Consider the following 24136-nt stretch of genomic DNA (forward strand, 5'->3'; position numbering starts at 1 on the left):
CGGGCACGCCGCGTCGTTTGCCCGAAGCGCCCACGCGGCGCGGCGCTCACGAGGCCAACCCGTGCTTACGAAGCCAATGCCGCCCGCCGCGTCGACACCAGCAGCAGATAGCACGCAGCGCCCAGCGCGAGCGCCGGCAGCGTCGCGCCGAGATTCGGCAGCCATTGATTGATCGCGTGATACGCGGCAATGCCGATTGCCCACGCGACGAACGCGCTCACGTGCCAGCCGCCGGAGTAGCCATAACGCCCGTCGAGCCGGCCGAGCGCCGTGGCATCCACTCGGCGCTTTCTCACCACGAAGTGATCCGCCAGCACCACCCCGAACAGCGGCGCGAACACGGAGCCGATCAGCAGCAGGAAGTTCTGATACTTGCCCATCGCGACGAAGAGCGCGACCAGCGTGCACAACGCGCCGTAGCCAGCCGACAGCATCGGCACGCTCGCGCCCACCCAGAACGTGCCCGTCGACACGGCGGCCGAATGGATGTCGGCGAAGGCGTTGTCGATTTCGTCGATCAGGATCAGCAGCAGCGCGATGCCGCCGCCCGCCTGCGCCAGCGCGACGGTCAGGAGCGCATCGCCGCCGCCCGCCGCGAGGCCATAGACCGCGCCGAGCGCATAGAACCACAGGTTCGCGATGCCATAGCCGAGCAGCGTGCCGCGAAACGTGCCGCGTGCGCTGCGCCCGAAGCGCGTGTAATCCGCAATGAGCGGCAGCCACGATAGCGGCATCGCGACGACCAGATCGATGCCCGCGCCGAACGCCATCTCGCCGGTGCCGGGACGCGCCATCAGCGAGGCGAGATCATGCTTCGAAAGCAGGTTCCAGGTCAGCCAGCCCGCGCCGCCGAGCAGCAGCCAGATGCCCCACGTCCGCAGAAAGCGCCGCACGAAAGAGAGCGGGCCGCTTATCGCGAGCAGCGTCGCAAGCGCGCCGAACACGAGCGTCCAGACGAGCGGCATCGAAAGATGGAAGGATTGCCGGGCGAGCGCGTCGGCGGAATCGCGCATCACGATGATTTCGAACGAGCCCCAGCCGACCAGTTGCACCGCGTTCAGCACGGCGGGCGCCGACGCGCCGCGCACGCCGAGCGTCGGGCGCAGCGACGACATCGCCGCGAGCCCTGTGTCGGTGCCGATGACGCCGGCGAGCGCCAGCAGCACGACGCCGATCACCGTGCCGATGACGATCGCGACCAGCGCGTGCGGCAGCGACAAGCCCGGCACGAGCAGCGCGCCCGCCTGTGCGACCAAGAGACCGATGCCGAGCGAGAACCAGAGCGCGAAGGCGTCGCTCGTGCCGAAAGCGCGCCGCTCGGCGGGCACCGGCGTGAGCGGCGCGTAGGTGGACGTGTTGTCTTGCTGCATCGGATTGGATCCCCAAATAGTGTCGGTTCGGAGTGACGGCCGCCGCGTTCTCGACCGGCGCGATCATGAGCAGCGTCCGGCTGTCATAATTCCCGGAATCGTTGCCCATTTTGCGCCACGGCTGGCCGCGCGGAAACCTGCCCAATGGCTAATGCCCCGCGCTCCGTGAAAAGCGCAAGATTATCGCCGCGTTTTTGCTGCGTGCGATCAGCGCACCAACCTGCATCCACTGCGTCCACCGCCCATGTTCGAAGAAAACCGTGGCAACGTTCCGCTCGCGGAGCGCCTGCGTCCCCGCACCATCGACGATGTGATCGGCCAGAAGCATCTGCTCGGGCCAAACAAGCCGCTGCGCGTCGCGTTCGAATCGGGCGAGGCGCATTCGATGATCCTCTGGGGCCCGCCCGGCGTCGGCAAGACGACGCTTGCGCGCCTCATGGCGGCTGCGTTCAACGCCGAGTTCATCTCGCTTTCGGCGGTGCTGTCGGGCGTGAAGGATATCCGCGAGGCCGTCGAGACCGCGCAGATTCATCGCGCGAACGGGCGGCAGACGCTCGTGTTCGTCGACGAAGTGCATCGCTTCAACAAGAGCCAGCAGGATGCGTTCTTGCCGCATGTCGAATCGGGCCTGTTCGTGTTCGTCGGCGCGACGACCGAGAATCCGTCGTTCGAGGTGAACAGTGCGTTGTTGTCGCGCGCCGCCGTGTACGTGCTCAAGAGCCTCGACGCCGATGAGCTGAAGCAACTGCTCGAACGCGCGACCGCCGAACTCGGCGGCTTGACCTTCACGGACGAGGCGCGCGACGCGCTCATCGGTTCGGCGGACGGCGACGGGCGCAAGCTGCTCAACAACCTCGAGATCGTCGCGCGGGCGGCGGCGCAGCAAAAGACGACGGACGTGGACGGCGCCTTGCTCGGCAGCGCACTCGTGGAAAATCTGCGTCGTTTCGACAAGGGCGGCGACGCGTTCTACGACCAGATCAGCGCGCTGCATAAGTCGGTGCGCGGCAGCAATCCGGATGCTGCGCTGTACTGGTTCTGCCGCATGCTCGACGGCGGCGCGGACGCGCGGTATCTGGCGCGGCGCATCGTGCGCATGGCGTGGGAGGACATCGGGCTCGCCGATCCGCGCGGCGCGCGCATCGCGCTCGATGCCGCCGAAACCTACGAACGCCTCGGCACGCCCGAGGGCGAACTGGCGCTCGCGCAGGCGCTCATCTATCTCGCGGTCGCGCCGAAATCGAATGCCGGCTACAACGCCTACAACGAGGCGCGGCGGTTCGTCGGCAAGGACCAGTCGCGCGGCGTGCCCGTGCATCTGCGCAACGCGCCGACGAAGCTGATGAAAGAGCTCGGCTACGGCCACGAGTACCGCTACGCCCACGACGAGCCCGACGCCTACGCAGCCGGCGAAACGTATCTGCCGGACGGCATGCGCGAGCCGCACTGGTATAAGCCGACGCCGCGCGGACTGGAGGGCAAGATCGGCGAAAAACTTTCACGCCTCGCCGATCTCGACGATGCATGGCGGCGCGAGCATCGGGAAGAAAAGAAGCGCTGATGCGCTGGGTGTTTCGTTCCGGCGCGCCGCGTTTTTCACCAAGCGAGCGCGGCGCGCCCGGTGACTCGCGCTGACGGTGGACTAGACTTCTGCGGTGATTTCATCAAGCGGCGCTGACTGCGCATAGGCGGTTCCCGCGAAGGCCCGGGCTGTTTCCGTGCGAACGTGCGTCAGTCAGTCCTCGCCTGTCCGTACGCTAGAATCGGCGTTTCCGAATACTTAACAAAAGCAGCCCGTCATGCTCGACATTCAACTCCTCCGCAAAGACCTGGACGGCGTCGCGAAGCGCCTCGCCGATCGGGGTTACACACTCGACGTCGCCGCCTTCGCCGCGCTCGAAGCCGAGCGCCGCGAGATTCAGACTCGCACCGAAGAACTTCAGGCGCGCCGCAACAGCCTGTCCAAGCAGATCGGAGCGATGAAAGGCCGCGGCGAGGACACGTCCGCTGTCATGGCGGAAGTAAGCGGCATCGGCGACACGTTGAAGGCATCGGCGGCGCAATTGGATGACGTGCAGAAGCGTCTGTCGGATCTGATGCTGACGGTGCCGAATCTGCCGCACGAAAGCGTGCCGGTCGGCAACGACGAGACGCAGAACGTTGAAGTGCGGCGCTGGGGCGCACCGCGCGCCTTCGATTTCGAAGTGAAGGATCACGTCGATGTCGGCGCGCCGCTCGGCCTCGATTTCGAGACGGGCGCGAAGCTCTCGGGCGCGCGCTTCACGCTGCTGCGCGGGCCGATTGCGCGGCTGCATCGCGCGCTCGCGCAGTTCATGATCGACACGCATACCGAGCAGCACGGTTATACCGAGGCTTATACGCCGTACATCGTCAATCCGGAGATTTTGTACGGCACCGGCCAGTTGCCGAAGTTCGCCGACGACATGTTCCGCGTGGAAAAGGGCGGCGACGAGAACACGGTCACGCAGTATCTGATTTCGACGTCGGAGATTTCGCTGACCAATACCGTGCGCGACAGCATCCTCGAAGCGAGCGCGCTGCCTGTGAAGCTGACCGCGCACTCGCCGTGCTTCCGCTCGGAGGCGGGCTCGTATGGACGCGACACGCGCGGGCTGATCCGCCAGCATCAGTTCGACAAGGTCGAGATGGTGCAGGTCGTCGCGCCCGAACATTCGTACGCGGCGCTCGACGAGATGGTCGGCCAGGCGGAAGCCATCCTGCAAAAGCTCGAACTGCCTTACCGCGTCATCACGCTGTGCACGGGCGACATGGGCTTTTCGGCGGCGAAGACCTTCGATCTGGAGGTCTGGTTGCCGGCGCAAAACACCTATCGCGAGATTTCGAGCTGTTCGAACACCGAGGCGTTTCAGGCGCGCCGCATGCAGGCGCGCTTTCGCAACGCGCAGGGCAAACCGGAGTTCGTGCACACGCTCAACGGCTCGGGACTGGCGGTCGGGCGCACGCTCGTTGCGGTGCTGGAAAACTTCCAGAACGCGGACGGATCGGTGACGATTCCGGCGGCGCTGCGTCCGTATATGCGCGGTGCAGAACGGATCGAAGCCCGTGCATCGGCGTGATGTTTATTTGCAAAAAGGTGCTTGAAAACTTCAGCGGCTTCGATATACTTTCATTCTTCGTTGAGCAGCGACCCGTTTAACGAAGGCCGGCAGCAGTAAGCTGGTAGACGGAAAGGTGGCAGAGTGGTCGAATGTACCTGACTCGAAATCAGGCGTACGGTTTTCCCGTACCGTGGGTTCGAATCCCACCCTTTCCGCCAAAATTCTTGAACCCCGCAAGTCGATAAGACTTGCGGGGTTTTTCATTTCCGGCGCTGTTTCAGAGAGCTCGCGGACCGTATGGCCCGCGCCCCGGCAAGCAAACTCAGACCACGCAACGCGCCACATCGAAGCGCATCTGCGGCTCCGGCACGCCGCCATCATCGCTCGCCGACTGCTGCACCTTCACGGTCGATCCATACCCCGAAGGGGTCAGCGTCACGAGCCACGCATTCGATCCGACGATAAGCTCCGTCGAACCCTGATCGCGGATCACTTGCGTCGACGGCAGCCTCCGCTGCAGGCAGTCCGATATGTCCGACGCCGCGCGCGCCGACGAGACATAGATCATGGGCTTCGCTGCCCGCAGTTCCGGGCCACTGGTCGAGCCGCACGCGGCAAGCGCCCCGGCAGCCGAAGCGAAAGCGGTAACGAGAATTAGGCGATGCAAGGTCATAACGCTCCGTGAGAAAACGCGAAGTCGGCGCACGGACGCGACGCACGCCGGAAACAGCGCAAAAGGCCGTGGTCCAGAGCGGCCGCCGCCCGTTGCCGAAAGCGGCAATGCTATCATCGGGCCCATTGTCCTCGTGCGGGGCGCACCTCCGGCAGTCGCCAGAGGCGGTTCCGGGCCCGCATGCAGGCGGCACGAAACCATCCGCATTGCTCAATGGCCATCACCCTCAAGACTCCCGCCGACATCGAGAAGCTGCGCATCTCAGGCCGCCTGGCCGCCGAAGTTCTCGCGATGATCGCCGAACACGTGCGCCCCGGCGTCACCACCGACGAACTCGACTCCATCTGCAATCGCTTCATCGTCGACGAGCTGAAGGCGGTGCCGGCGAACGTCGGCTACATGGGCTTTCCGAAGACGGTTTGCACGTCGGTCAATCACGTGGTGTGTCACGGCATTCCGGGGCCGAAGGAATTGAAGGACGGCGACATCATCAATATCGATGTCGCGATCATCAAGGACGGCTACTTCGGCGACACCAGCCGCATGTACTACGCCGGCACGCCTGCAAAGGAAGCGCGGCGTCTGACCGAAACCACCTACGAAGCGATGGTCGCCGGCATCCGCGCGGTGCGTCCCGGCGCGACGCTCGGCGATATCGGCTTCGCGATCCAGTCGGTCGCGCATCGCGAAGGCTTTTCGGTGGTGCGCGAGTACTGCGGCCACGGCATCGGCCGGGTGTATCACGAAGACCCGCAAGTGCTGCATTACGGCCAGCGCGGCGCGGGGCTGCGTCTGAAGCCCGGCCTGGTCTTCACCATCGAGCCGATGATCAACGCGGGCCGCGCGGCCACGCAGCAATCACGCGATGGCTGGACCGTCACCACCAAGGATCGTTCGCTGTCGGCGCAATGGGAACACATGGTCGCCGTCACCGAGGAAGGCTTCGAGCTGCTTACGCCCTGGCCGGATGGCACGGGCGCTTACGCGCAACCGTGAGCGGGCAGCGCCAGCAAAGCCTCGAAAGCGTGCGCTGTTAAGCACTTTCCAGGATTTAGGAATTGACGGGTACGCCCGTTCGGATGAAGCTACGCGAATGGGCCTGCGCCCGGGCCGCCGCAAGGCGCCCGGGCAAAGCCAGAAAGCCAGAGAGATAATCGCCCGCATGAGTCCCTCACTGACCGTCAGCCGCATCGGCGCGCAACAAGGTTCGGTTTTGCGCGAGCTTCGCACGGCATCGCTGCGCGAAGCGCCGTACGCGTTCGGCGAAACACTCGAAGACGCACTGCTCGTCGATCCCGCTTCATTCGACGATACCGCCACGCTGCACGCCAGCTCGCCCCGGCTCGCCACCTTTCTGCTGTACACCGAAGGGCATCCGGCCGGGCTCGTGCATGCGTATATCGAAGAGACCGATGACAAGCGGGCATTCGTGAGCGCACTGTGGGTCGCGCCGGCGGTTCGTCATCTGCGGGGCGGGGAACTGCTCGTCAACTTCGCATCGCAGTGGCTCGCGGAGCAGGGCGCATCGGAAGTGCATGCATGGATCGCCGATGAAAACCGCAACGCGATGCGCTTCTACGAACGCCTCGGCTTCGGCCCCACCGGCGATCGACGCGCGATGCCGATGCACGAGCAGGAAGCGGAATCGCTCTACGTGCGTCACATGAAGTCCGGACACGACGCTTAAGCCCTCCACGTCCAGCCTTTGCATGGCGTGCGCGCCGCACGCACTCATCTGTTCGATGCCAGAAAATCGGCCTGAAAAACTATGGCCGCAAGCGTGTACGCCTGTAAAATACGCAAAATTTTTGGCCGTTCCTATGTCGCTCAACAAAACGCCCTTCTTCGAACTGCGCAGCGGCTCCGTCGACACGCTTCTCTTCGTCGTCAAGACTCCCGACCTCGACGTCCTTCGCACCGAACTCACGCGGCGCTTCGAAGCGACTCCCGAATTCTTCGCGAACGACGTCGTCGCCATCGACGTGCGGCGCCTTGCCTCGGCTGACGTAGGCGAAGGCGAGCGTGTATCGCTTGCGGAGCTTGAGACGCTTTTGAAAAGCGTGCGCATGCGTCCCGTTGGCGTCGTCGCGTTGCCGTCGCAGGCCTGGGCGATTCAATGGGCCAACGCGGGCGGCCTGCCCATTCTGGAAGCACGCGACCGCCGGGGCGCGCCGAAGCCCTCCGTCGATGAAGCGAAGCCCAACACCGAAGCCGCCGCTGTCATCGAAGCAGCCGTCGCGAAGGAGCCGCCGCCCGCGCTGCCGCAGCCGGCGACCATCATCGACAGGCCGCTTCGCTCCGGCCAGCAGGTGTACGCGAAGGGCGATCTCATCGTGCTCGGGCTCGTGTCGTATGGAGCCGAAGTCATCGCGGAAGGGAACATCCATATCTATGCGCCGTTGCGTGGCCGCGCGCTCGCAGGCGTGCACGGCAATCTCGAAGCGCGCATCTTCTGCACGTGTCTCGAGCCGGAACTGATTTCCATCGCCGGGATCTACCGGACGACCGAGAACCCGCTCGCAGCCGATGTGCAGAGCAAGCCCGTGCAGATCTGGCTCAACGAAGAAAAGCTCATGATCGAACCGCTGCGGCTGACCTGAAGCCGCGCGCCCGTTGCGTATGGCGCGCGCTCATGCATGAGGCGCGAGCGGACCTATTGACGAACACAAGGTACTTGTATGGCAAAAATCATTGTGGTGACTTCGGGGAAGGGCGGCGTCGGCAAGACGACCACCAGCGCGAGCTTTGCATCGGCGCTTGCCATACGCGGCCACAAGACGGCCGTGATCGACTTCGACGTCGGTCTGCGCAACCTCGACCTCATCATGGGCTGCGAACGCCGCGTCGTGTACGACCTGATCAACGTCATTCAGGGCGAAGCGAACCTGCATCAGGCGCTCATCAAGGACAAGAAATGCGAGAACCTTTACATCCTTCCGGCGTCTCAGACGCGTGACAAGGACGCATTGACGCTCGAAGGCGTCGAGAAGGTCATCGACGAACTCATCAAGATGGACTTCGAGTACATCGTCTGCGATTCGCCCGCGGGCATCGAGTCGGGCGCGCTGATGGCCATGCACTTCGCCGACGAAGCGCTCATCGTGACGAATCCGGAAGTGTCGTCGGTGCGGGACTCGGACCGCATTCTCGGCATTCTCGCATCCAAGACGAAGCGCGCGATGGAAGGCAAGGAGCCGGTCAAGGAACACTTGCTGATCACGCGCTACAACCCGAAGCGCGTCTCCGAGGGCGAGATGCTGTCGCTCAGCGATATCCAGGAGATCCTGCGCATCGACCTCATCGGCGTGATTCCGGAATCCGAAGCGGTGCTGCATGCATCGAATCAAGGTTTGCCGGCCGTGCATCTCGACGGCACCGATGTCGCGGAATCCTACAAGGACGTGGTGTCGCGTTTCCTCGGCGAGGAAAAGGCGCTGCGTTTCACTGACTACCAGAAGCCTGGCCTGCTGCAACGCATCTTCGGCACCAAGTAAGGGGACGCAATGTCGATTCTTTCGTTTTTGCTGGGCGAGAAAAAGAAGTCCGCTACGGTCGCGAAGGAACGCTTGCAGTTGATCATTGCGCACGAGCGCGCGGGTGGCAAAGCCGCCGCCGATTATCTGCCGGCGTTGCAACGAGAACTGGTTGCCGTGATTTCGAAGTACGTGAAGATTTCCGATGACGATATTCGAGTGAGCCTCGAACGTCAGGACGATCTCGAAGTGCTGGAAGTGAAGATCGAAATTCCGCAGGCGTAACGCGCCATCGCGCACCGCGCGGCGTCGTACGCCCGCGCGGTGAGTTGTGATATGAAAAAGCCAGGATCCGGCGATCCTGGCTTTTTGCTTATGCGCGCTATCGTTTGCGCGCCGCGGTTCACGCCTGTTTTTCGACGGGCGCCGCTTTGGTTGCGGGCACTTCCGGCGACGGCGCGTGCGGGGCGACGGGCGTCGCATAGCGCTCGGACAGCGCCTCGTAGAGCGGGGGCGCGAACGCACGCGACACCCGGCTCGAGATGAGCGCGGTCGCCATCAGCGAGATGACGAGCGCGTGGCCGTTGATCATCTCCATCACGATGACGAACGCGGTGATCGGCGACTGGGTGACGGCGGCGAGATAGCCGACCATCGCGAGCGCGATGAGCATCGGCAGCGGCATGTCGGTGAAAAACATGTGGAGCACATTGCCGAAGCCCGCGCCGATCGACAGCGACGGCGCGAAGATGCCGCCGGGGATGCCGGGCAGATACGAGCCGATCATCGACACCATCTTGAGCAGCGGATAAAACACCGACAGATGCTCGCGTCCTTCGAGCAGGCCGCGCGCTTCGGCGTATCCGCTGCCGAACGTCGTGCCGCCGGATACGATGCCCGCCACCGCGATGACGAGTCCGCACAGCGCGGCGAACGCCACCGGACGCGATGCGTGCAGCGTGCGCAGCGGCGCGGGAATCCACTTCGCCGTGTTGAGCAGCAGCCAGCAGAACACGCCGCCCGCGATACCGGTGATGATCGCCGTTACGACGACCGCGACCGCCAGCAGACTGGGGAAATGCGCGCCGACGTCGATGGTGCCGAAGTACGTGTAGTTGCCGTTCAACCCCAGCGCCACGATGCCGGCGATGATGATGCCGGTGATCAGCACGCCGCTCGCGCGCGTCGAGAAGCTGCGTGTCAGTTCTTCGATCGCGAACACGATACCGGCAAGCGGCGTGTTGAACGCCGCCGACAGACCCGCCGCCGCGCCTGCGAGCACGAGTTGCCGCTCGATCAGCAAATTCGAGCGCGGATAAAACCGCCGCATGTTGAACATCAGCGCCGCGCCGACCTGCACGGTCGGCCCTTCCCGTCCGATCGTGAAGCCGCCGAGAATCGCGATGAAGGAAACGGCGATCTTGCTGGCGAGGATCTTGAGCGTCAGAAGCCGCTTGCCTGCCGCCGCCGTCGGGCTGTGCAGCACGGCGATGACTTGCGGAATACCGCTGCCTTCGGAGCCGCGAAAGAAGCTGCGCGTAAGAAAGACGCACAGCGCCGCGACCGCCGGCGTCACGATGAGCGGCAGCCACGGATGCTCGGCGCGATAGTGCATGAAGAGGCCGTAGCCCCAGTCGATGAGTCGTGCGTAATACACCGCGACGAGACCGACGAGAATCGCGCCCAGCCAGAAGATGCCGTAGCGCCGCCACAGACTGCGCGTGCGGCGCGTGGTCAGGGTCGAGAGAGAGCGGAGCGCTCGGAGCATGCGGTAGCCGTCGCTTTCTGAAGAGCGCCGATTATAACGACCATCTCATAAACGGGCGCGCTGGCTGAGAAGGCAGAACGGCCGCCAGAAAAAAGAACAGGCGCGAGGCTTGCGCCGGGCGCCCAGGAAACGCTCCCACAAAGCAGGAGCGGAGAGGAGAAGAGCGCCGCACGCGCCGGAAATATGACCGAGCACGCGCGGCATTAATCGTTCCGACTGGGTCACGCGATGGAAGTTCAACGGAGTTTCGAACTTCGTCGCCTGGACGTTCAAGCCGTAAGGACTTCGAAAGCAATCACGGCGGCGATTGCGCCGAGATTGGCGACGACCGCCTCGCATAGGACTCCGCGCCATGTCGCGGGCCGGAAGCGGATTGCAAGCAGCAGGGCGACGGACAGCGCGATGGCGATCATCGCGACGAGGTGCGAGCTTTGCAGATAGAGGCGCATGGTGGTCTCCGCTGAAGTGCCTTGCTGCAGTCGAGTATAGGCATGCCGCGCCGCACGTGAAACCGGCAGAAACGCCATTTTCCCGCCAGCTTGCGGACGGCGTTCGAGTGTTAGCTTTGATGCACGCATTTCAGGGAATCTTCTTGCAGCGCCGCTTACCAACCCGAATACGCGCAATCGTCCGTGAGAGGCGCGCCCGACAGCAGTTCGTGGAGCAATCGATCGATGACTTCCCCGACGACACGTTCACTAGAAGTCGATTTCTTCCGGGGAATCGTGCTGCTGGTCATCGCGGTCGACCATATATCGGGAAGCGTGCTGTCGCATTTCACGTTGCATCGATACGCGTTCTGCGATTCAGCTGAAGTCTTCGTGTTTCTTGGCGGTTACGCGTCGGCGGCGGCTTACACGGCGCTCGCGACTCGCCGTGGCCATCCGGCCGCTCGCCGACGCTTTTTCAAGCGAAGCTGGGAAATCTATCGCGCGTATCTGCTGACGGCGGTGCTGATGCTGCTGGGCGGCGCGCTGCTGATGCTCCTCCAGATCGACTCGCCGATGCTGCAATACACCGAATGGCCCGCACTGCTCGGGCGTCCGTTCGGTCTGACGCTCGATGTCGCGACGTTGCGCCAGCAGCCGTATCTGTCGTCGGTATTGCCGATGTACGCGCTTTTCGCGCTGGCCATGCCGGTCGTGGCGCCGCTTGCGCAGCGCAAGCCTGTCGTCGTGATGTTCGGCAGCCTGCTGCTGTGGCTCGCCGCCGCGCCGCTCGCGCACGCGCTGCCGGCGTCATATGTGCAAGCATGGTCCTTCAACCCGTTCGCCTGGCAACTGATGTTCGCGGCGGGCGTGCTGGCGCGCGTGCAGCCGATCAGCGACACGTTCCACGCGAGCCGGACCGCGCGCTGGCTCACGTGTTTCGCGGTCGCCTTTGCTCTGACATTCGCGTTTGCAAAGCTGTTCCTCGAGACGCAAGCCCCGCCGGGATACATGAAGCAGAATCTCGCGACGCTGCGCATCGTGAGTTTCGCGGTGGTGGCGTGGATCGTCGCGCGGGCGGTGTATCGAGGATGGATCGGCGATCTGGCGCGCAGGCTGCCGGGCGTCGTGACGGTGGGGCAGCAGGGGCTCGTGTGTTTCATCGCGGGCGCGTGCGTGTCGCTGGTGCTGGATTCGGCGCTGCGCGTGATGGGCGTCGATCAACTGGGACGGACGCCGTCGCACTGGCTCGCGGGACTTGCCGCCGATGCGCTCGCCATCGGCGCGCTGCTCTGGCTCGCGCGCTTCTGGGCGGATCGCAAGGCGGCGAAGGCGGCCCGCGCGAAGGAGGCGGCCCGCGCCGGGGCAAAGCCGTCACCGCGTCTGCCCGTCATCGAGCGGCGGCCGGCGCCCGCGCACGCCGTCGATCGGCGGCGCGAGCGTTGAACGTGTCGCCGCGCCGCGCCTTGGTCACTCCAGCGTGATGTCGCGTGTCTCGCGCATCGCGAGCACGGCGAGGAGGCTCACCGCCGCCGCGACCGACACGTAGCCGCCGACCCACGCGAGTCCGCCGCGATTCGCGAGCAGTTGCGCGATATACGGCGCCACCGACGCTCCCAGAATCCCGCCCAGGTTGTACGCGACGCCCGCGCCGGTATAGCGCACGTTGGTCGGAAACAGTTCGGGCAGAAGCGCGCCCATCGGTGCGAACGTCACGCCCATGAGGAACAGTTCGATGACGAGGAAGAGCGCGACGTACGCCGTGTTGCCGCTGCCGAGCAACGGCGCCATCGCGAAGCCGGAGAGGATCGCCGCGATGCAGCCGACGGCCAGCACCGGCTTGCGGCCGAAGCGGTCGCTGGCGATGGCGGAGATCGGCGTGGCGATCGCCATGAACAGCACGGCGAAGCACAACAGGCCGAGGAACTTCTCGCGCGAGAAGTGCAGCGTGGCGACGCCGTACGACAGCGAAAAGACCGTCGAGATGTAGAAGAGCGTATAGCAGACGACCATCGCGAGTGCGCCGAGCAGCGTCGGCCCGAGATAGCGGCCAAGCAGCGTCGCGACGGGCACGCGCACGCGCTCCTGGCGTTCCAGTGCGGCGCGGAACGCGGGCGTTTCCGCGATCTTCAGGCGCACGTAGAGGCCGAGCGCCACCAGCACCGCGCTGACGATGAACGGCACGCGCCAGCCCCAACTGCGAAACTGTTCGTCGGAAAGCGAGAGCGCGAGGCCGAAGAACAGTCCGTTCGATGCCAGAAAACCGACCGACGGCCCGAGCTGCGGAAACATCCCGAAGAGACCGCGCTTGCCTTTGGGCGCGTATTCGGTCGCGAGCAGCGCCGCGCCGCCCCATTCGCCGCCCAGCCCGATGCCCTGGCCGAAGCGCAGGATGCACAGCAGCACGGGCGCGAGGCTGCCGATGGAATCGTAGCCGGGCACGAAGCCGATGAGCGTCGTGGAGACGCCCATCACGAGCAGCGACGCGACGAGCGTCGATTTCCGGCCGACGCGATCGCCGAAATGCCCGAACAGGAACGAGCCGATGGGGCGAGCCAGAAACGCGATGCCGAAGGTGACGAACGCCGAGAGCGCCTGCGCCGCCGGCGATCCATGCGGAAAGAACACCGGCCCGATGACGAGCGCGGCGGCGGTGGCGTACACGTAGAAGTCGTAGAACTCGATCGCGGTGCCGATGAAGCTCGCAAAGATCACGCGCGAGGTGCTTTGGGCTTTATCGCCGGGGTTGGCGGCGGAAAGCGGGGTTGAGGACATGGTGTCTCCGTTTCATGAAGCGCTGTTGGGCGCATCGGCCGCAAATGGACGATGGCGCTCGGTCATGCTTTTATAGGGATGAAAAACGATGCCTCGGGCTGCGCGAGAGTGTGCGCAAGGCGGGTGCGGCGTGGCCGCATGAGCGCTTCGCGCGGCGCGCGGGGTCGGCGCGCGGCGAAGGCGGCGCCGGTCGGAGCCGGCAGGGGTGTCAAAAGTATATCGACCGGGCGCGGAGAGCGCCAACTCGTTCGCCGGCGGGCGCTAGTCGATGGTCGTCGCCTGCGGCGAGTGCGATGTCTGCAACTGGAACTGGCCGTTGTCGTTGAACATCCATCCTTCGAAGAGTTCGATCTGGCCGCTGCCGTTCAGGAGCCGCGCGGGCGGCGCGGGCAAGGGCGCCGAGCGTCGCAATGACGCGAGCGCGGTGGCTTCGGCTTCATCGTCCCCGTTCGTGCGATACACCGACGAATGCAGGACTCGCCCGCTGCGATCGACGGTGAACGAGACGAGGACGAACGAGCGCAGCATCGCTTGCGGGGTGCCTCGGAGCACGAGCGACGGATTGCGCTCGAAGATGCGCTCCGCGATGCGCGCTTTGTAGTCATTGAGCGCGGGACTGGGCGCGGGCGTCGCGGGCGCGGCGGCGCGCGCCTGCACGACGCTCGGCGGCGGCGTGAATGTGCAGGCGGTGGTGGCGAGAAGGAGTATCGACGCGACGCAGATGCCCGACCGTCGTATGAATGAGGCGCACATGGAACGAAAGCACGAGTGACCCGATGATTTAATAGTAGTCGGTGATTGCGTCGACGGGTGCATAACTTGCTAACGATGGTTGTACATCGAACGGAGAACGGAGGAAGTCATGAGCAGCGAACCGAATCGCCCTGAAGATGCACAGCCGGCCGAGCATAGCGACAACGAGAAGAGCAAGTTGCCGGAGCGTAACGACGAAGGCCGCAAGCAGGCTCCGAACGACCAGCCGGGCAAAGAGCCGGGCGCGGGCGAGCCGCCGGTGGGTTGAGCGCACTGGGGACGCGGTGCTAAGGTAGGAGAGAGGCGTCCCGCGCCTCTTGGGAGAAAGCTATGTCACCGCAAACGATCCCCCCTTCCAACGGCGCGCCTGAACAGCCGCCGCCGTCACCCAACGAGAACGGATCGGTCCCCGATGCTGATAAGGCCGAGCCCGCGCCGCATGAACGTCCGGTCAGAACGGACGACAACTGACGCGGGCGTCTGCGTCAGTCGCGGTAGGGTTGGACCAGTTCGGCGCAACGCAGCGGCGTGATTGAACGCGTCGCGGCTGAATCCGTCGCGCGTGTTTCGACGCAGCGGTAGACGCTGTTTGTCTTCTGCAGGATGTAGGTGTCCTCGGGCAGGCCAGTGCTGCGCGCGGCGACGCTCGTCGTGCCGGTTATCGTGTATCCGTTCTGGATCAGGTCGAACAAGGTGATGTCGGATGCGCGCCATTGGGAGTTCGGCAGGGTTTCGGCGTGCGCGGACGGTGTGAGGTTGCTAAGAGCGAGGGCTAACAGGAGCGCCGCTATGCCGCCTGGGATTTTCATGCGCGGTTCTCCGTGGGCTAAGGCGGGTTAGAGGGCGTGCGGTCGGAGGGGTTCATTGGTTGACGGTGGGCGCGGGGTATTGCGTGGGTGTCGAGGTTGCTCAGGGCTTGGCAAGAACTGAAACTTTGTCTCGATTCTCCGAACGTCATCATGGTGGTTATTCAGAATGACGCACTGGTTTCCTTCTGTTGTTGCGTGTTATTTCTCTCCCTCTTGAGGGATGGCGCAGAGGAGAACATAGGGAACGCTGAAACGAAACAAACCCACGATATCGCCCGGCCAAAAAACAAAACCCCGTAAGTCATCAGACTTACAGGGTTCATTAATGCATTGGCGGAGGCGGTGAGATTCGAACTCACGGAAGGATCGCTCCTTCGCCGGTTTTCAAGACCGGTGCCTTAAACCGCTCGGCCACACCTCCAGCAAGGCGCGTATTGTAGCGCAACTCGCAGGCCGCAAGAAACGGTCAGCCTTCGAGCGTGCGCGTCGCCTTTAGCGCGGGAAACAGCCGCATCCACAGCAACGCGACCGCAATCGTGCCGATGCCGCCGATCAGCACCGCCGGCACCGCGCCGAACAGCCCCGCCGTCATCCCCGATTCGAATTCGCCAAGCTGATTCGACGTTCCGATAAACAGCGAATTGATCGCGCCGACGCGTCCGCGCATCTCGTCCGGCGTCTGCAATTGCACGAGCGACATCCGCACGACGACGCTGATTACATCCGACGCGCCCAGCGCCGCGAGCGCGATCAGCGACACGTACAGATTGCTCGACAGCCCGAACACGATCGTCGCGATGCCGAACGCGATCACGCCGCCGAACAGCGCCGTGCCCGCGCGCCGTCGCAACGGAAAATGCGCGAGCCAGATCGATCCGGCCAGCGCGCCCGCCGCCGGCGCCGCTCGCAGCACGCCCAATCCCCACGGACCGGTATGGAGGATGTCACGCGCGAACACGGGCAGCAGCGCGGTCGCGCCGCCAAGCAGCACCGCGAACAGGTCGAGCGACAACGCGCCGAGGATCACCGGCTTGCTTCGAATAAAGCCGATCCCGCTGAACAACGCCGCAAACGACAAGGGCGCACGCATGCGCACCGCGTCATCGATGCGAATCGCCGAGACCGCGCACGCCGCGACCACGAAAGCGGCCGTCACTGCGCCATACACGGTCGATGCGCCCAGACCGTACAGCAGGCCGCCCATCGCGGGGCCGAGGATCTGCGCGGTCTGATTCGCCGATGTCGACCACGCGCTCGCGTGCTGCAACTGATTGCGCGCGACGAGATTCGGCAGCAGCGCCGCCATCGATGGCGATTCGAACGCGCGCGCAGCGCCCGTGATCATCGCGATCGCGTAGATGGGGCCGACGTGATCCCAGCCGCGCCACGCCCCGAAGCACAGCACGAGCGCCGCGATGCCCTCGATCGTCTGACAGACATACGCAATCGTGCGCCGGTCGTAGCGATCCGCGGCATGACCGACGACGAGCGTGAGCACGAACATCGGCAGAAACTGCGCGAGTCCGACGAGGCCGAGCGCAAAGGCGCTGTGCGTGATCGAATAGACCTGCCATCCGATCGCGACCGACATCATCTGAAACGCCGCCGACGACATCACCCGCGCGCTCCAGAAAAGCGCGAAAGGACGATGCCGCATCACCGAGCCTGGCGCCATCGCGGGCGCGCTCAACTGTGCGGGTGCTTCAAGAACAACTCCTGGAGATCGTTCAGAAAACGCTGGCCGAGTTCAGTCGGCGCGATGCGCTCGAAATCGCGCGTGATGAGCCCGCGCTTCTCCGCTTCGACGAGCGCAGGCTCGATCGCGGACATCGCGACACCGGTGCGCTCGACGAACGCGTGGACCGGAAAGCCCTCGACGAGCCGCAGCGTATTCAGCATGAATTCGAATGGCAAATCGCGCGGACCGACCTGGCGCTCTTCCTGAATCGCGCTTTCGCCGGGCGACAGCGCCTGATCCATATACGTCGACGGATGCTTGAAGCGCGCCTGCCGCACGATCTTCTGCGGAAACGACAGCTTCGTATGCGCGCCCGCGCCGATGCCGAGATAGTCGCCGAAGCGCCAGTAATTCAGGTTGTGCCGGCTCTGCCGGTGCGGCTTCGCATACGCCGACACTTCGTAACGCTCATAGCCCGCATCGCGCGTGCGCTCTTGAATCCAGTCCTGCATGTCGGCGGCGGCATCGTCGTCCGGCAGCGCGGGCGGATACTTCGCGAAGAGCGTATTCGGCTCCATCGTCAGGTGATACAGCGACAGATGCGGCGGCGCGAATGCGATCGCCGTCTCGATGTCCTGCCGGCATTCATCCAGCGTCTGCTGCGGCAACGCGAACATCAGATCGAGATTGAAGTTGTCGAAGTGCTTCGCGGCGATCTCGACCGCGCGCCGCGCCTGGCTCGCATCGTGGATGCGGCCGAGCGCCTTCAGATGCGCCTCGTTGAAACTCTGAATGCCGATCGACAGGCGATTCACCCCGCTCGCGCGATACTGCGCGAACTTCTCGACTTCGAACGTGCCGGGATTGGCTTCGAGCGTGATCTCGGCGTCGGCGTCGATGGGAAGCAGGGCGCGCGCATCGGAAAGCAGCCGGTCGAGTCCCTTCGCCGACAGCAACGATGGCGTGCCGCCGCCGATGAAAATCGTGTGGACCTGACGTCCCCATACCAGCGGCAAGGCGCTTTCGAGATCGGCGCGCAACGCGTCGAGATAGCGGTCTTCGGGGAAGGTGTCGTCCTTCGATTCGTGCGAGTTGAAATCGCAGTACGGGCACTTGCGCACGCACCACGGAAAATGCACGTAGAGCGAGAGCGGCGGCAGCGACGTCAGCCGGATGCTTCCCGGCGACGTGAACGCCTGGACGACGTTGATCGTGCGTTTGGTGCTGTCGGGTCCGGTGCTCACGCAAGTTCCTTGAGCCGTTGCAGCAGGTCACGCAGCGCGAGCGCGCGATGGCTCAGCGCGTTCTTCCGTGCGGGATCGAGTTCGGCGGCGGTCGCGTTCAGCGCCGGCAGGAAGAAATGCGGATCGTAGCCGAAGCCATTCGCACCGCGCGGGGCATCGATTACTTCGCCGTGCCAACGGCCTTCCGCGATGAGCGGTTCGGGATCGTTCGCATGCCGCACCAGCACGAGCACGCAGAAATAGTACGCGCGGCGGTCCGCCTCGTTCGCGAGGTCCGCGACGAGCCGCGCATTGTTGGCGGCGTCGCTTTTGTCGCCGCCGTTCATCATCGCGTAGCGCGCCGAATAAACGCCCGGCGCGCCGTTCAGCGCGCGCACGCACAGACCGGAATCGTCGGCGAGCGCGGGCAGGTTCGTCAACGCCGATGCATGACGCGCCTTCGCCAGCGCGTTCTCGAGAAACGTCGCGTGCGGCTCTTCCGCTTCCGGCACGCCGAGCTCGCCCTGCGCGATCAGTTCGATGCCCGCCGCATCCAGCAGCGATGCAAACTCGCGCAGCTTGCCCGCGTTGTTCGACGCGAGCACCACGCGCTTCATGCCATGCGTATCAGACACCTTCGATCTCCAGCGCCGCCTTCTGCTTCGCGATCAGCGCCTTGATGCCGTTGTCCGCGAGATCGAGCAGCGCGTTCATTTCGTCGCGCGAGAAAGGCGCGCCTTCCGCCGTGCCCTGAACTTCGACGAAACCGCCTGCGCCCGTCATCACGACGTTCATGTCGGTATCGCACTGCGAGTCTTCTTCGTAATCCAGATCGAGCACCGGCGATCCATCGAAGATGCCGACCGAAATCGCCGCGACGAAATCCTTCACCGGCGATTGCGCGATGCGCCCGCTCGCGAGCAGCTTCGTTGCCGCGTCGTGCGCGGCGACGAACGCGCCGGTAATGCTCGCCGTGCGCGTGCCGCCATCGGCCTGGATCACGTCGCAGTCGATATGCAGCGTGCGCGGGCCGAGCGCGTTCAGATCGAACACCGAGCGCAGCGCGCGGCCGATCAGGCGCTGGATCTCCTGCGTGCGGCCGGTCTGCTTGCCGCGTGCGGCTTCGCGGTCGCTGCGCGTGTGCGTCGCGCGCGGCAGCATGCCGTATTCGGCGGTCAGCCAGCCTTGCTCGCGTCCGCTCAGAAACGCCGGCACGCGCTCGGCGATGCTCGCCGTGCAGATCACCTTGGTATCGCCGAACTCGACGAGCACCGAACCTTCCGCGTGCTTCGTGTAATGCCGCGTGATGCGGACATCGCGCAACTGGCTGTCACGGCGGCCGCTCGGACGTGGAATGGAAGGCTTCAGCAGGAGAGAGTCGGTCATGGTGATCCGGAGTAGGAGAGGTCAGGCGCGGGTTCGAAGCCGATCGCGCCGGGTGCAGCGATTTTATCGTCATTCAACGCGTGACGTTGCCGGGCGCGACGGGTGCCGGGAGCGCCTGTCCGGGCGGCCCGCGCGGCAAAAATGGGATAATGCCGATTCATCGCCCGGCGGCACACGCGTGCTCATCCCAAAGCACCTTCAGACGCGCCGGGCGTTTCGTTGAACCGGCCTTCGCAAGGAAGGCTCACATCGCGAGACGGACCATGATCTACAGCATGACAGGCTATGCCAGCGCGACGCGCGAAGTCGTCGCGGATGGCGCCGGACCCAATGGCGCCGGCGGTTCCGGCGTCGGCGTTTCGGTGGAATTGCGCACGGTGAATTCGCGCTTTCTCGACCTGAATTTCCGGATGCCCGAAGACGTGCGCGCGACCGAACCGCAATTGCGCGAAATGCTGATGACGAAGCTCTCGCGCGGCAAGGTCGATATTCGCATCAACCTGAATCGCGTCGAGCAGACGGCCAATGCGGGCGCGCTCAATCGCGAGGCGCTCACGCAACTCGCGACGCTCGAACGCGCAGTGCTCGACGTCTTCCCGGATGCCGAACGCATGCGCACCGGCGAGATTCTTCGCTGGCCGGGCGTGCTGGCGGAAAGCTCCGTGTCGCCGGAAACGCTGCGTGAAGCGGTGCTTGCATGCGGCAAGCAGGCGATCGCCGATCTCATCGACGTGCGCGCGCGTGAAGGCGCGGCGCTCGGCAACGTGCTCATCAACAACGTGACGGAGATGGAAAGCATCGTCGCGCGCATCACGCCGCTGGTGCCGGAACTGATTGCCAAGCATCAGCAGAAGATCGTCGAGCGATTGCAGGACGCGCTCGGCGTCGCGACCGCCGAAAACACGGCCACGACGAGCGTGCCGCGCGAAGAGATCGCGGAGCGCATCCGTCAGGAAGTGACGATGTACGGCATTCGCATCGATATCGCCGAAGAATTGCAGCGCCTGACCGCGCATCTCGCTGAAACGCGTCACGTCTTGCAGAAGGGCGGCAAGGTCGGCAAGCGGCTCGACTTCATGATGCAGGAGCTGAATCGCGAAGCGAACACGCTCGGCTCGAAGGCGGCGGCGAAGGAACTCGCGGATGCATCGATGACGCTCAAGCTGCTCATCGAACAGATGCGCGAACAAGTACAGAATCTGGAGTAACGCAACATCATGCCGAACACCGCACACCGCTCGCATAGCAACTACACGGGCGTCTATCCCGGCAACCTGTTCATGGTGGTCGCGCCTTCGGGCGCTGGCAAGTCCACGCTCGTCAACGCGCTGCTCGCACAGGACCCGGCGATTCGCCTGTCCGTGTCGTACACGACGCGCGATCCGCGTCCGACGGAAACCAACGGCGTGCAGTATCACTTCGTGTCGGTCGAAGACTTCATGGAACGCCACGGCAAGGGCGAGTTCCTGGAGAGCGCCGAAGTCCACGGCAACTACTATGCGACCTCGCGCCTGTGGATCGAAGACCAGATGAAGATGGGCCACGACGTGCTGCTCGAAATCGACTGGCAGGGCGCGCAGCAGGTGAAGAAGCAGTTCCGCAACGCGGTGGAGATTTTCATCTTGCCGCCGTCGCTGGATGCGCTCGAGGACCGGCTCAAGAAGCGCGGCCAGGACTCGGAGAAAGTCATCGTGCGCCGTCTGCTCGCGGCGGGCAGCGAGATGGCGCATGCATCGGAAGCGGAGTACGTGGTCATCAACGAAAACTTCGATCGCGCGCTCACCGAACTGCAATGCCTCGTCACCGCGACGCGGCTGCGCTTCACGTCGCAATACGCGCGTCATACACAGCTTTTCGTCGACCTCGGCATTCATCCCTCGCACGCGTCCTGACGCGAGCCGTGGCCAAGCCGTACCGGTCACATAAGGTAGAATAAAACTCATATTGAGAAGGAAACAAACATGGCCCGCATTACCGTCGAAGACTGCCTGAAACAAATTCCGAATCGCTTCGAGCTCGCGCTCGCGGCAACGTATCGCGCGCGCCAACTGGCGCAAGGCCACACCCCGAAAATCGAAAGCCGCGACAAGCCGACCGTCGTCGCGCTGCGCGAGATCGCAGCCGGACAGGTGGGCGTCGAAATGCTGAAGAAGGTGCCCGTTTAAGGGCCGCCGGCTTCAGAGTCTTATCGCTTCATCGGTGTTTCACTTCTTGCAACCGGCGCGACAGATCGTCAGGCGGCGCGTCACACGAACACGGAGGCGAACTTGAGTCAGACACCGTTGCCCGTCTCCGCGTCCGTGGACCCCGAGACCGATTCCGACATCGACCAGGACGCGCTTCTCGACGCCGACAAGCCGCACGCCGCGCGCAAGTACATCGATGCAGTCCTCGAACAGTCTTTCCGTCATCTGTTCGGCCCGACCGCGACGCCGGAGCAGCCGCGCAAGCACGACGTCGTTTCCATCGCGAACCTGACGAACGCGCTCGCGAGCTACATCTCGGCCGACGAGATCAAGGAAGTCAAGGCGGCGTTCCACTTCAGCGACGAAGCACATCTCGGGCAGTATCGCCAGAGCGGCGAGCCGTACATCACGCATCCGGTTGCGGTCGCGGAAATCTGCGCGAGCTGGAAGCTGGACGCGCAATCGATCATGGCGGCGCTCCTGCACGACGTGATCGAAGATCAGGGCGTGACCAAGACGGAGATCGCGGAGCGCTTCGGCGCGAAAGTCGCGGAACTGGTCGATGGCTTGTCGAAGCTCGACAAGATGGAGTTTCGCAATCGCGAGGAAGCGCAGGCGGAGAACTTCCGCAAGATGCTGCTCGCGATGGCGCGCGACGTCCGCGTGATTCTCGTCAAGCTCGCGGACCGGCTGCACAACATGCGCACGCTCGGCGCGGTGCCGCCGGAAAAGCGCCGCCGCGTGGCACGCGAAACACTGGACATCTACGCGCCGATTGCGCATCGGCTCGGCCTGAACAACACGTATCGCGAGTTGCAGGATCTGAGCTTCGCGAACTTCAACCCGAATCGCTACGCCACGCTTGAAAAAGCGGTGAAGTCGGCGCGCGGCAACCGGCGCGAAGTGGTTGGCAAGATTCTCGAAGCGGTGCAGCGCACTATCGCGGATGCGAAAATTTGCGCCGAAGTCACCGGCCGCGAGAAGACCATCTTCAGCATCTACAAGAAGATGCGCGACAAGCAGTTGTCGTTCTCGCAAGTGCTCGATGTCTACGGCTTTCGCGTCGTCGTCGAGAGCGCGCTGGAATGCTATACGTGCATCGGCGCGCTGCATGCGCTCTACAAGCCCGTGCCGGGCAAGTTCAAGGATTACATCGCGATTCCGAAGGTCAACGGCTATCAGTCGTTGCACACGACGCTCGTCGGGCCGTTCGGCGCGCCCATCGAGTTTCAGATTCGCACGCGCAAGATGCATGAGATCGCCGAAGCGGGCGTCGCGGCGCACTGGCTCTACAAGAACGGCGGCGCGGACCTCAACGATGTGCAGAAGCGCGCGCATCAGTGGTTGAAATCCCTGCTCGACATTCAAAGCGAAGCCGGCGATTCGAGCGAATTCCTTGAGCACGTCAAGATCGACCTGTTCCCGGATGCGGTCTATGTCTTCACGCCGAAGTCGAAGATCATGCCGCTGCCGCGCGGCGCGACCGCGCTCGACTTCGCGTATTCGATCCACAGCGACCTCGGCAATCAGTGCGTCGCGGTGAAGATCAACAACGAGTTGCTGCCGCTGCGCACGGAGCTGAAGAGCGGCGATATCGTCGAAGTGATCACCGCGCCGTATTCGAAGCCGAATCCCGCGTGGCTCGGCTTCGTGCGCACCGGCAAGGCGCGCTCGGCCATTCGTCACTATCTCAAGACGATGCGGTTGAACGAGTCGGTGCAACTGGGCGAGCGGCTCGTCGACCAGAGTCTCAAGGGCTACGGCCTCGCATTGTCCGAAGTCACGCCGGAAGTGTGGGAAAAGCTCGTGCAGTGGACGGGCAACAAGACGCGCCAGGAAATTTTCGCGGACATTGGCCTTGGCCGTCGCGTGGCGGCGGTGATGGCGAAGCGCATCGAAGTGTTGATGAACGGCATCGCCGATGACGACGAGCATCCGCATCGCGAGCATCACAACACGAATACCGCGCCGCCGGTGGTGATCACGGGCACCGAGGGCATGTCGGTGCAACTGTCGCCGTGTTGCCGCCCGATTCCCGGCGACAACATCATGGGCTATATCGGCATCGGGCTCGGCATGGCGATTCACACGACGGAGTGCCGCGTCGCGCAACGCATTCATCGGCGCGATCCGGGCCGCTGGATCGACGTCGCGTGGGCGCCGCAGCCTGGCCGTCTCTTCGATGTTGCCGTGAAGGTGCTCGTGCGGAACACCAAGGGCGTATTCGCGCGCGTCGCGGCGGACATCACGTCGGCGGATGCGAACATCGTGCATATCGCGATGGACGAAGATGTCTCGCAGGAAGCCAAGCTGTTGCGTTTCGTGATTCAGGTCAGCGACCGCGTGCATCTCGCCAACGTGATGCGCCGCGTGCGCACGAACCTGGACGTGATGCGCATTGCGCGGGAGCGTCCGAGCGACGAGCCGCATCATCGCAATCAGGACGGCGGCATGCGTGTCGACCGGGAACGCGCCGACTACTGAGCGGCGGGAACGCGGCGTGCATGCCTTTCGTCATTCGACCGAAAGCATGG

General features: G+C 64.2%; 24 protein-coding genes and 2 tRNA genes. 14 read left to right on the top strand and 12 right to left on the bottom strand.

Going from position 1 to position 24136, the window contains the following annotated elements:
* Nucleotides 1-65 precede the first annotated feature (65 nt).
* Nucleotides 66-1370, bottom strand: a complete 1305-nt coding sequence (gene cytX / locus BG57_RS04695) for a putative hydroxymethylpyrimidine transporter CytX (protein WP_035960582.1) — start codon at nucleotides 1368-1370, stop codon at nucleotides 66-68.
* A gap of 244 nt (nucleotides 1371-1614) precedes the next feature.
* Here cytX and BG57_RS04700 point away from each other — a divergent pair, with 244 nt between their 5' ends.
* The 3 genes from BG57_RS04700 to BG57_RS04710 all read left to right on the top strand — a co-directional run bounded on the left by BG57_RS04700 (nucleotide 1615) and on the right by BG57_RS04710 (nucleotide 4668).
* Nucleotides 1615-2931 (top strand): replication-associated recombination protein A, encoded by a 1317-nt coding sequence (locus BG57_RS04700; RefSeq protein ID WP_035960584.1) that lies wholly within the window; start codon nucleotides 1615-1617, stop codon nucleotides 2929-2931.
* A 238-nt stretch (nucleotides 2932-3169) separates the two neighbouring features.
* On the top strand, nucleotides 3170-4468 hold the full coding sequence (gene serS / locus BG57_RS04705) for a serine--tRNA ligase (RefSeq protein WP_035960585.1): 1299 nt from the start codon (nucleotides 3170-3172) through the stop codon (nucleotides 4466-4468).
* A 109-nt stretch (nucleotides 4469-4577) separates the two neighbouring features.
* Nucleotides 4578-4668: transfer RNA gene (locus BG57_RS04710), tRNA-Ser, on the top strand.
* Between the two features lie 104 nt (nucleotides 4669-4772).
* On the opposite strand, the gene BG57_RS04715 is transcribed toward BG57_RS04710, so the two are convergent.
* Entirely contained in the window at nucleotides 4773-5123 is a 351-nt protein-coding gene (locus tag BG57_RS04715; RefSeq protein ID WP_052005630.1) for a hypothetical protein, read from the bottom strand.
* Nucleotides 5124-5336: 213 nt separating this feature from the next.
* Here BG57_RS04715 and map point away from each other — a divergent pair, with 213 nt between their 5' ends.
* The 5 genes from map (at nucleotide 5337) to minE (ending at nucleotide 8881) form a co-directional block, all read left to right on the top strand.
* Nucleotides 5337-6119: a type I methionyl aminopeptidase gene (gene map, locus BG57_RS04720; RefSeq protein WP_035960586.1), complete on the top strand. Its 783-nt coding sequence runs from the start codon at nucleotides 5337-5339 to the stop codon at nucleotides 6117-6119.
* A 166-nt stretch (nucleotides 6120-6285) separates the two neighbouring features.
* Nucleotides 6286-6810, top strand: a complete 525-nt coding sequence (locus tag BG57_RS04725) for a GNAT family N-acetyltransferase (RefSeq protein ID WP_035960587.1) — start codon at nucleotides 6286-6288, stop codon at nucleotides 6808-6810.
* 133 nt (nucleotides 6811-6943) lie between these two features.
* Nucleotides 6944-7723: a septum site-determining protein MinC gene (gene minC / locus BG57_RS04730; protein ID WP_035960588.1), complete on the top strand. Its 780-nt coding sequence runs from the start codon at nucleotides 6944-6946 to the stop codon at nucleotides 7721-7723.
* A 78-nt stretch (nucleotides 7724-7801) separates the two neighbouring features.
* Entirely contained in the window at nucleotides 7802-8617 is an 816-nt protein-coding gene (gene minD, locus BG57_RS04735; protein ID WP_035960590.1) for a septum site-determining protein MinD, read from the top strand.
* A gap of 9 nt (nucleotides 8618-8626) precedes the next feature.
* Nucleotides 8627-8881 (top strand): cell division topological specificity factor MinE, encoded by a 255-nt coding sequence (gene minE, locus BG57_RS04740; RefSeq protein ID WP_008350955.1) that lies wholly within the window; start codon nucleotides 8627-8629, stop codon nucleotides 8879-8881.
* 118 nt (nucleotides 8882-8999) lie between these two features.
* On the opposite strand, the gene BG57_RS04745 is transcribed toward minE, so the two are convergent.
* Nucleotides 9000-10364 (bottom strand): chloride channel protein, encoded by a 1365-nt coding sequence (locus tag BG57_RS04745; protein ID WP_052005631.1) that lies wholly within the window; start codon nucleotides 10362-10364, stop codon nucleotides 9000-9002.
* A gap of 269 nt (nucleotides 10365-10633) precedes the next feature.
* On the bottom strand, nucleotides 10634-10813 hold the full coding sequence (locus tag BG57_RS04750) for a hypothetical protein (protein ID WP_035961093.1): 180 nt from the start codon (nucleotides 10811-10813) through the stop codon (nucleotides 10634-10636).
* A 225-nt stretch (nucleotides 10814-11038) separates the two neighbouring features.
* On the opposite strand from BG57_RS04750, the gene opgC reads away from it, so the two are divergent.
* Nucleotides 11039-12238 carry an OpgC domain-containing protein gene (opgC, locus tag BG57_RS04755; protein ID WP_035960591.1) on the top strand — a complete coding sequence of 400 codons (1200 nt, stop codon included), beginning with the start codon at nucleotides 11039-11041 and terminating at the stop codon, nucleotides 12236-12238.
* 24 nt (nucleotides 12239-12262) lie between these two features.
* On the opposite strand, the gene BG57_RS04760 is transcribed toward opgC, so the two are convergent.
* Together BG57_RS04760 and BG57_RS04765 are read right to left on the bottom strand one after the other, a co-directional pair.
* Nucleotides 12263-13567, bottom strand: a complete 1305-nt coding sequence (locus BG57_RS04760) for an MFS transporter (protein WP_035960592.1) — start codon at nucleotides 13565-13567, stop codon at nucleotides 12263-12265.
* Between the two features lie 261 nt (nucleotides 13568-13828).
* The gene (locus BG57_RS04765) at nucleotides 13829-14320 is read right to left on the bottom strand and encodes an energy transducer TonB family protein (protein ID WP_035960593.1); all 492 of its coding nucleotides are present in this window, start codon (nucleotides 14318-14320) and stop codon (nucleotides 13829-13831) included.
* Nucleotides 14321-14429: 109 nt separating this feature from the next.
* On the opposite strand from BG57_RS04765, the gene BG57_RS33295 reads away from it, so the two are divergent.
* Nucleotides 14430-14588 carry a hypothetical protein gene (locus BG57_RS33295; RefSeq protein WP_167569245.1) on the top strand — a complete coding sequence of 53 codons (159 nt, stop codon included), beginning with the start codon at nucleotides 14430-14432 and terminating at the stop codon, nucleotides 14586-14588.
* 217 nt (nucleotides 14589-14805) lie between these two features.
* On the opposite strand, the gene BG57_RS04770 is transcribed toward BG57_RS33295, so the two are convergent.
* The 6 genes from BG57_RS04770 to rph all read right to left on the bottom strand — a co-directional run bounded on the left by BG57_RS04770 (nucleotide 14806) and on the right by rph (nucleotide 19398).
* Nucleotides 14806-15129 (bottom strand): hypothetical protein, encoded by a 324-nt coding sequence (locus tag BG57_RS04770; protein ID WP_035960595.1) that lies wholly within the window; start codon nucleotides 15127-15129, stop codon nucleotides 14806-14808.
* Nucleotides 15130-15460: 331 nt separating this feature from the next.
* A tRNA-Ser gene (locus BG57_RS04775) sits at nucleotides 15461-15550 on the bottom strand.
* Between the two features lie 45 nt (nucleotides 15551-15595).
* Nucleotides 15596-16804 carry an MFS transporter gene (locus BG57_RS04780; protein WP_174447186.1) on the bottom strand — a complete coding sequence of 403 codons (1209 nt, stop codon included), beginning with the start codon at nucleotides 16802-16804 and terminating at the stop codon, nucleotides 15596-15598.
* A gap of 11 nt (nucleotides 16805-16815) precedes the next feature.
* Nucleotides 16816-18051, bottom strand: coding sequence for a radical SAM family heme chaperone HemW (hemW, locus tag BG57_RS04785; protein WP_052005632.1), 1236 nt, complete (start codon nucleotides 18049-18051; stop codon nucleotides 16816-16818).
* The gene (gene rdgB / locus BG57_RS04790) at nucleotides 18048-18647 is read right to left on the bottom strand and encodes an RdgB/HAM1 family non-canonical purine NTP pyrophosphatase (protein ID WP_035960600.1); all 600 of its coding nucleotides are present in this window, start codon (nucleotides 18645-18647) and stop codon (nucleotides 18048-18050) included. Before rdgB ends, hemW begins: the two co-directional genes overlap by 4 nt.
* Before the next feature lie 10 nt (nucleotides 18648-18657).
* Nucleotides 18658-19398, bottom strand: a complete 741-nt coding sequence (gene rph / locus BG57_RS04795) for a ribonuclease PH (protein WP_277621551.1) — start codon at nucleotides 19396-19398, stop codon at nucleotides 18658-18660.
* Nucleotides 19399-19679: 281 nt separating this feature from the next.
* Here rph and BG57_RS04800 point away from each other — a divergent pair, with 281 nt between their 5' ends.
* The 4 genes from BG57_RS04800 to BG57_RS04815 all read left to right on the top strand — a co-directional run bounded on the left by BG57_RS04800 (nucleotide 19680) and on the right by BG57_RS04815 (nucleotide 24086).
* Nucleotides 19680-20624: a YicC/YloC family endoribonuclease gene (locus tag BG57_RS04800; RefSeq protein WP_035960602.1), complete on the top strand. Its 945-nt coding sequence runs from the start codon at nucleotides 19680-19682 to the stop codon at nucleotides 20622-20624.
* Between the two features lie 9 nt (nucleotides 20625-20633).
* Nucleotides 20634-21308 (top strand): guanylate kinase, encoded by a 675-nt coding sequence (gene gmk, locus BG57_RS04805; protein ID WP_035960603.1) that lies wholly within the window; start codon nucleotides 20634-20636, stop codon nucleotides 21306-21308.
* 69 nt (nucleotides 21309-21377) lie between these two features.
* A complete protein-coding gene (gene rpoZ, locus BG57_RS04810; protein ID WP_006025620.1) occupies nucleotides 21378-21581 on the top strand; it encodes a DNA-directed RNA polymerase subunit omega in 204 nt (67 codons plus the stop codon).
* Nucleotides 21582-21716: 135 nt separating this feature from the next.
* Nucleotides 21717-24086 carry a RelA/SpoT family protein gene (locus BG57_RS04815; protein ID WP_035961107.1) on the top strand — a complete coding sequence of 790 codons (2370 nt, stop codon included), beginning with the start codon at nucleotides 21717-21719 and terminating at the stop codon, nucleotides 24084-24086.
* Nucleotides 24087-24136: the final 50 nt, after the last annotated feature.

Origin of the sequence: Caballeronia grimmiae, assembly GCF_000698555.1 — a bacterium.
GTDB lineage: Bacteria > Pseudomonadota > Gammaproteobacteria > Burkholderiales > Burkholderiaceae > Caballeronia > Caballeronia grimmiae.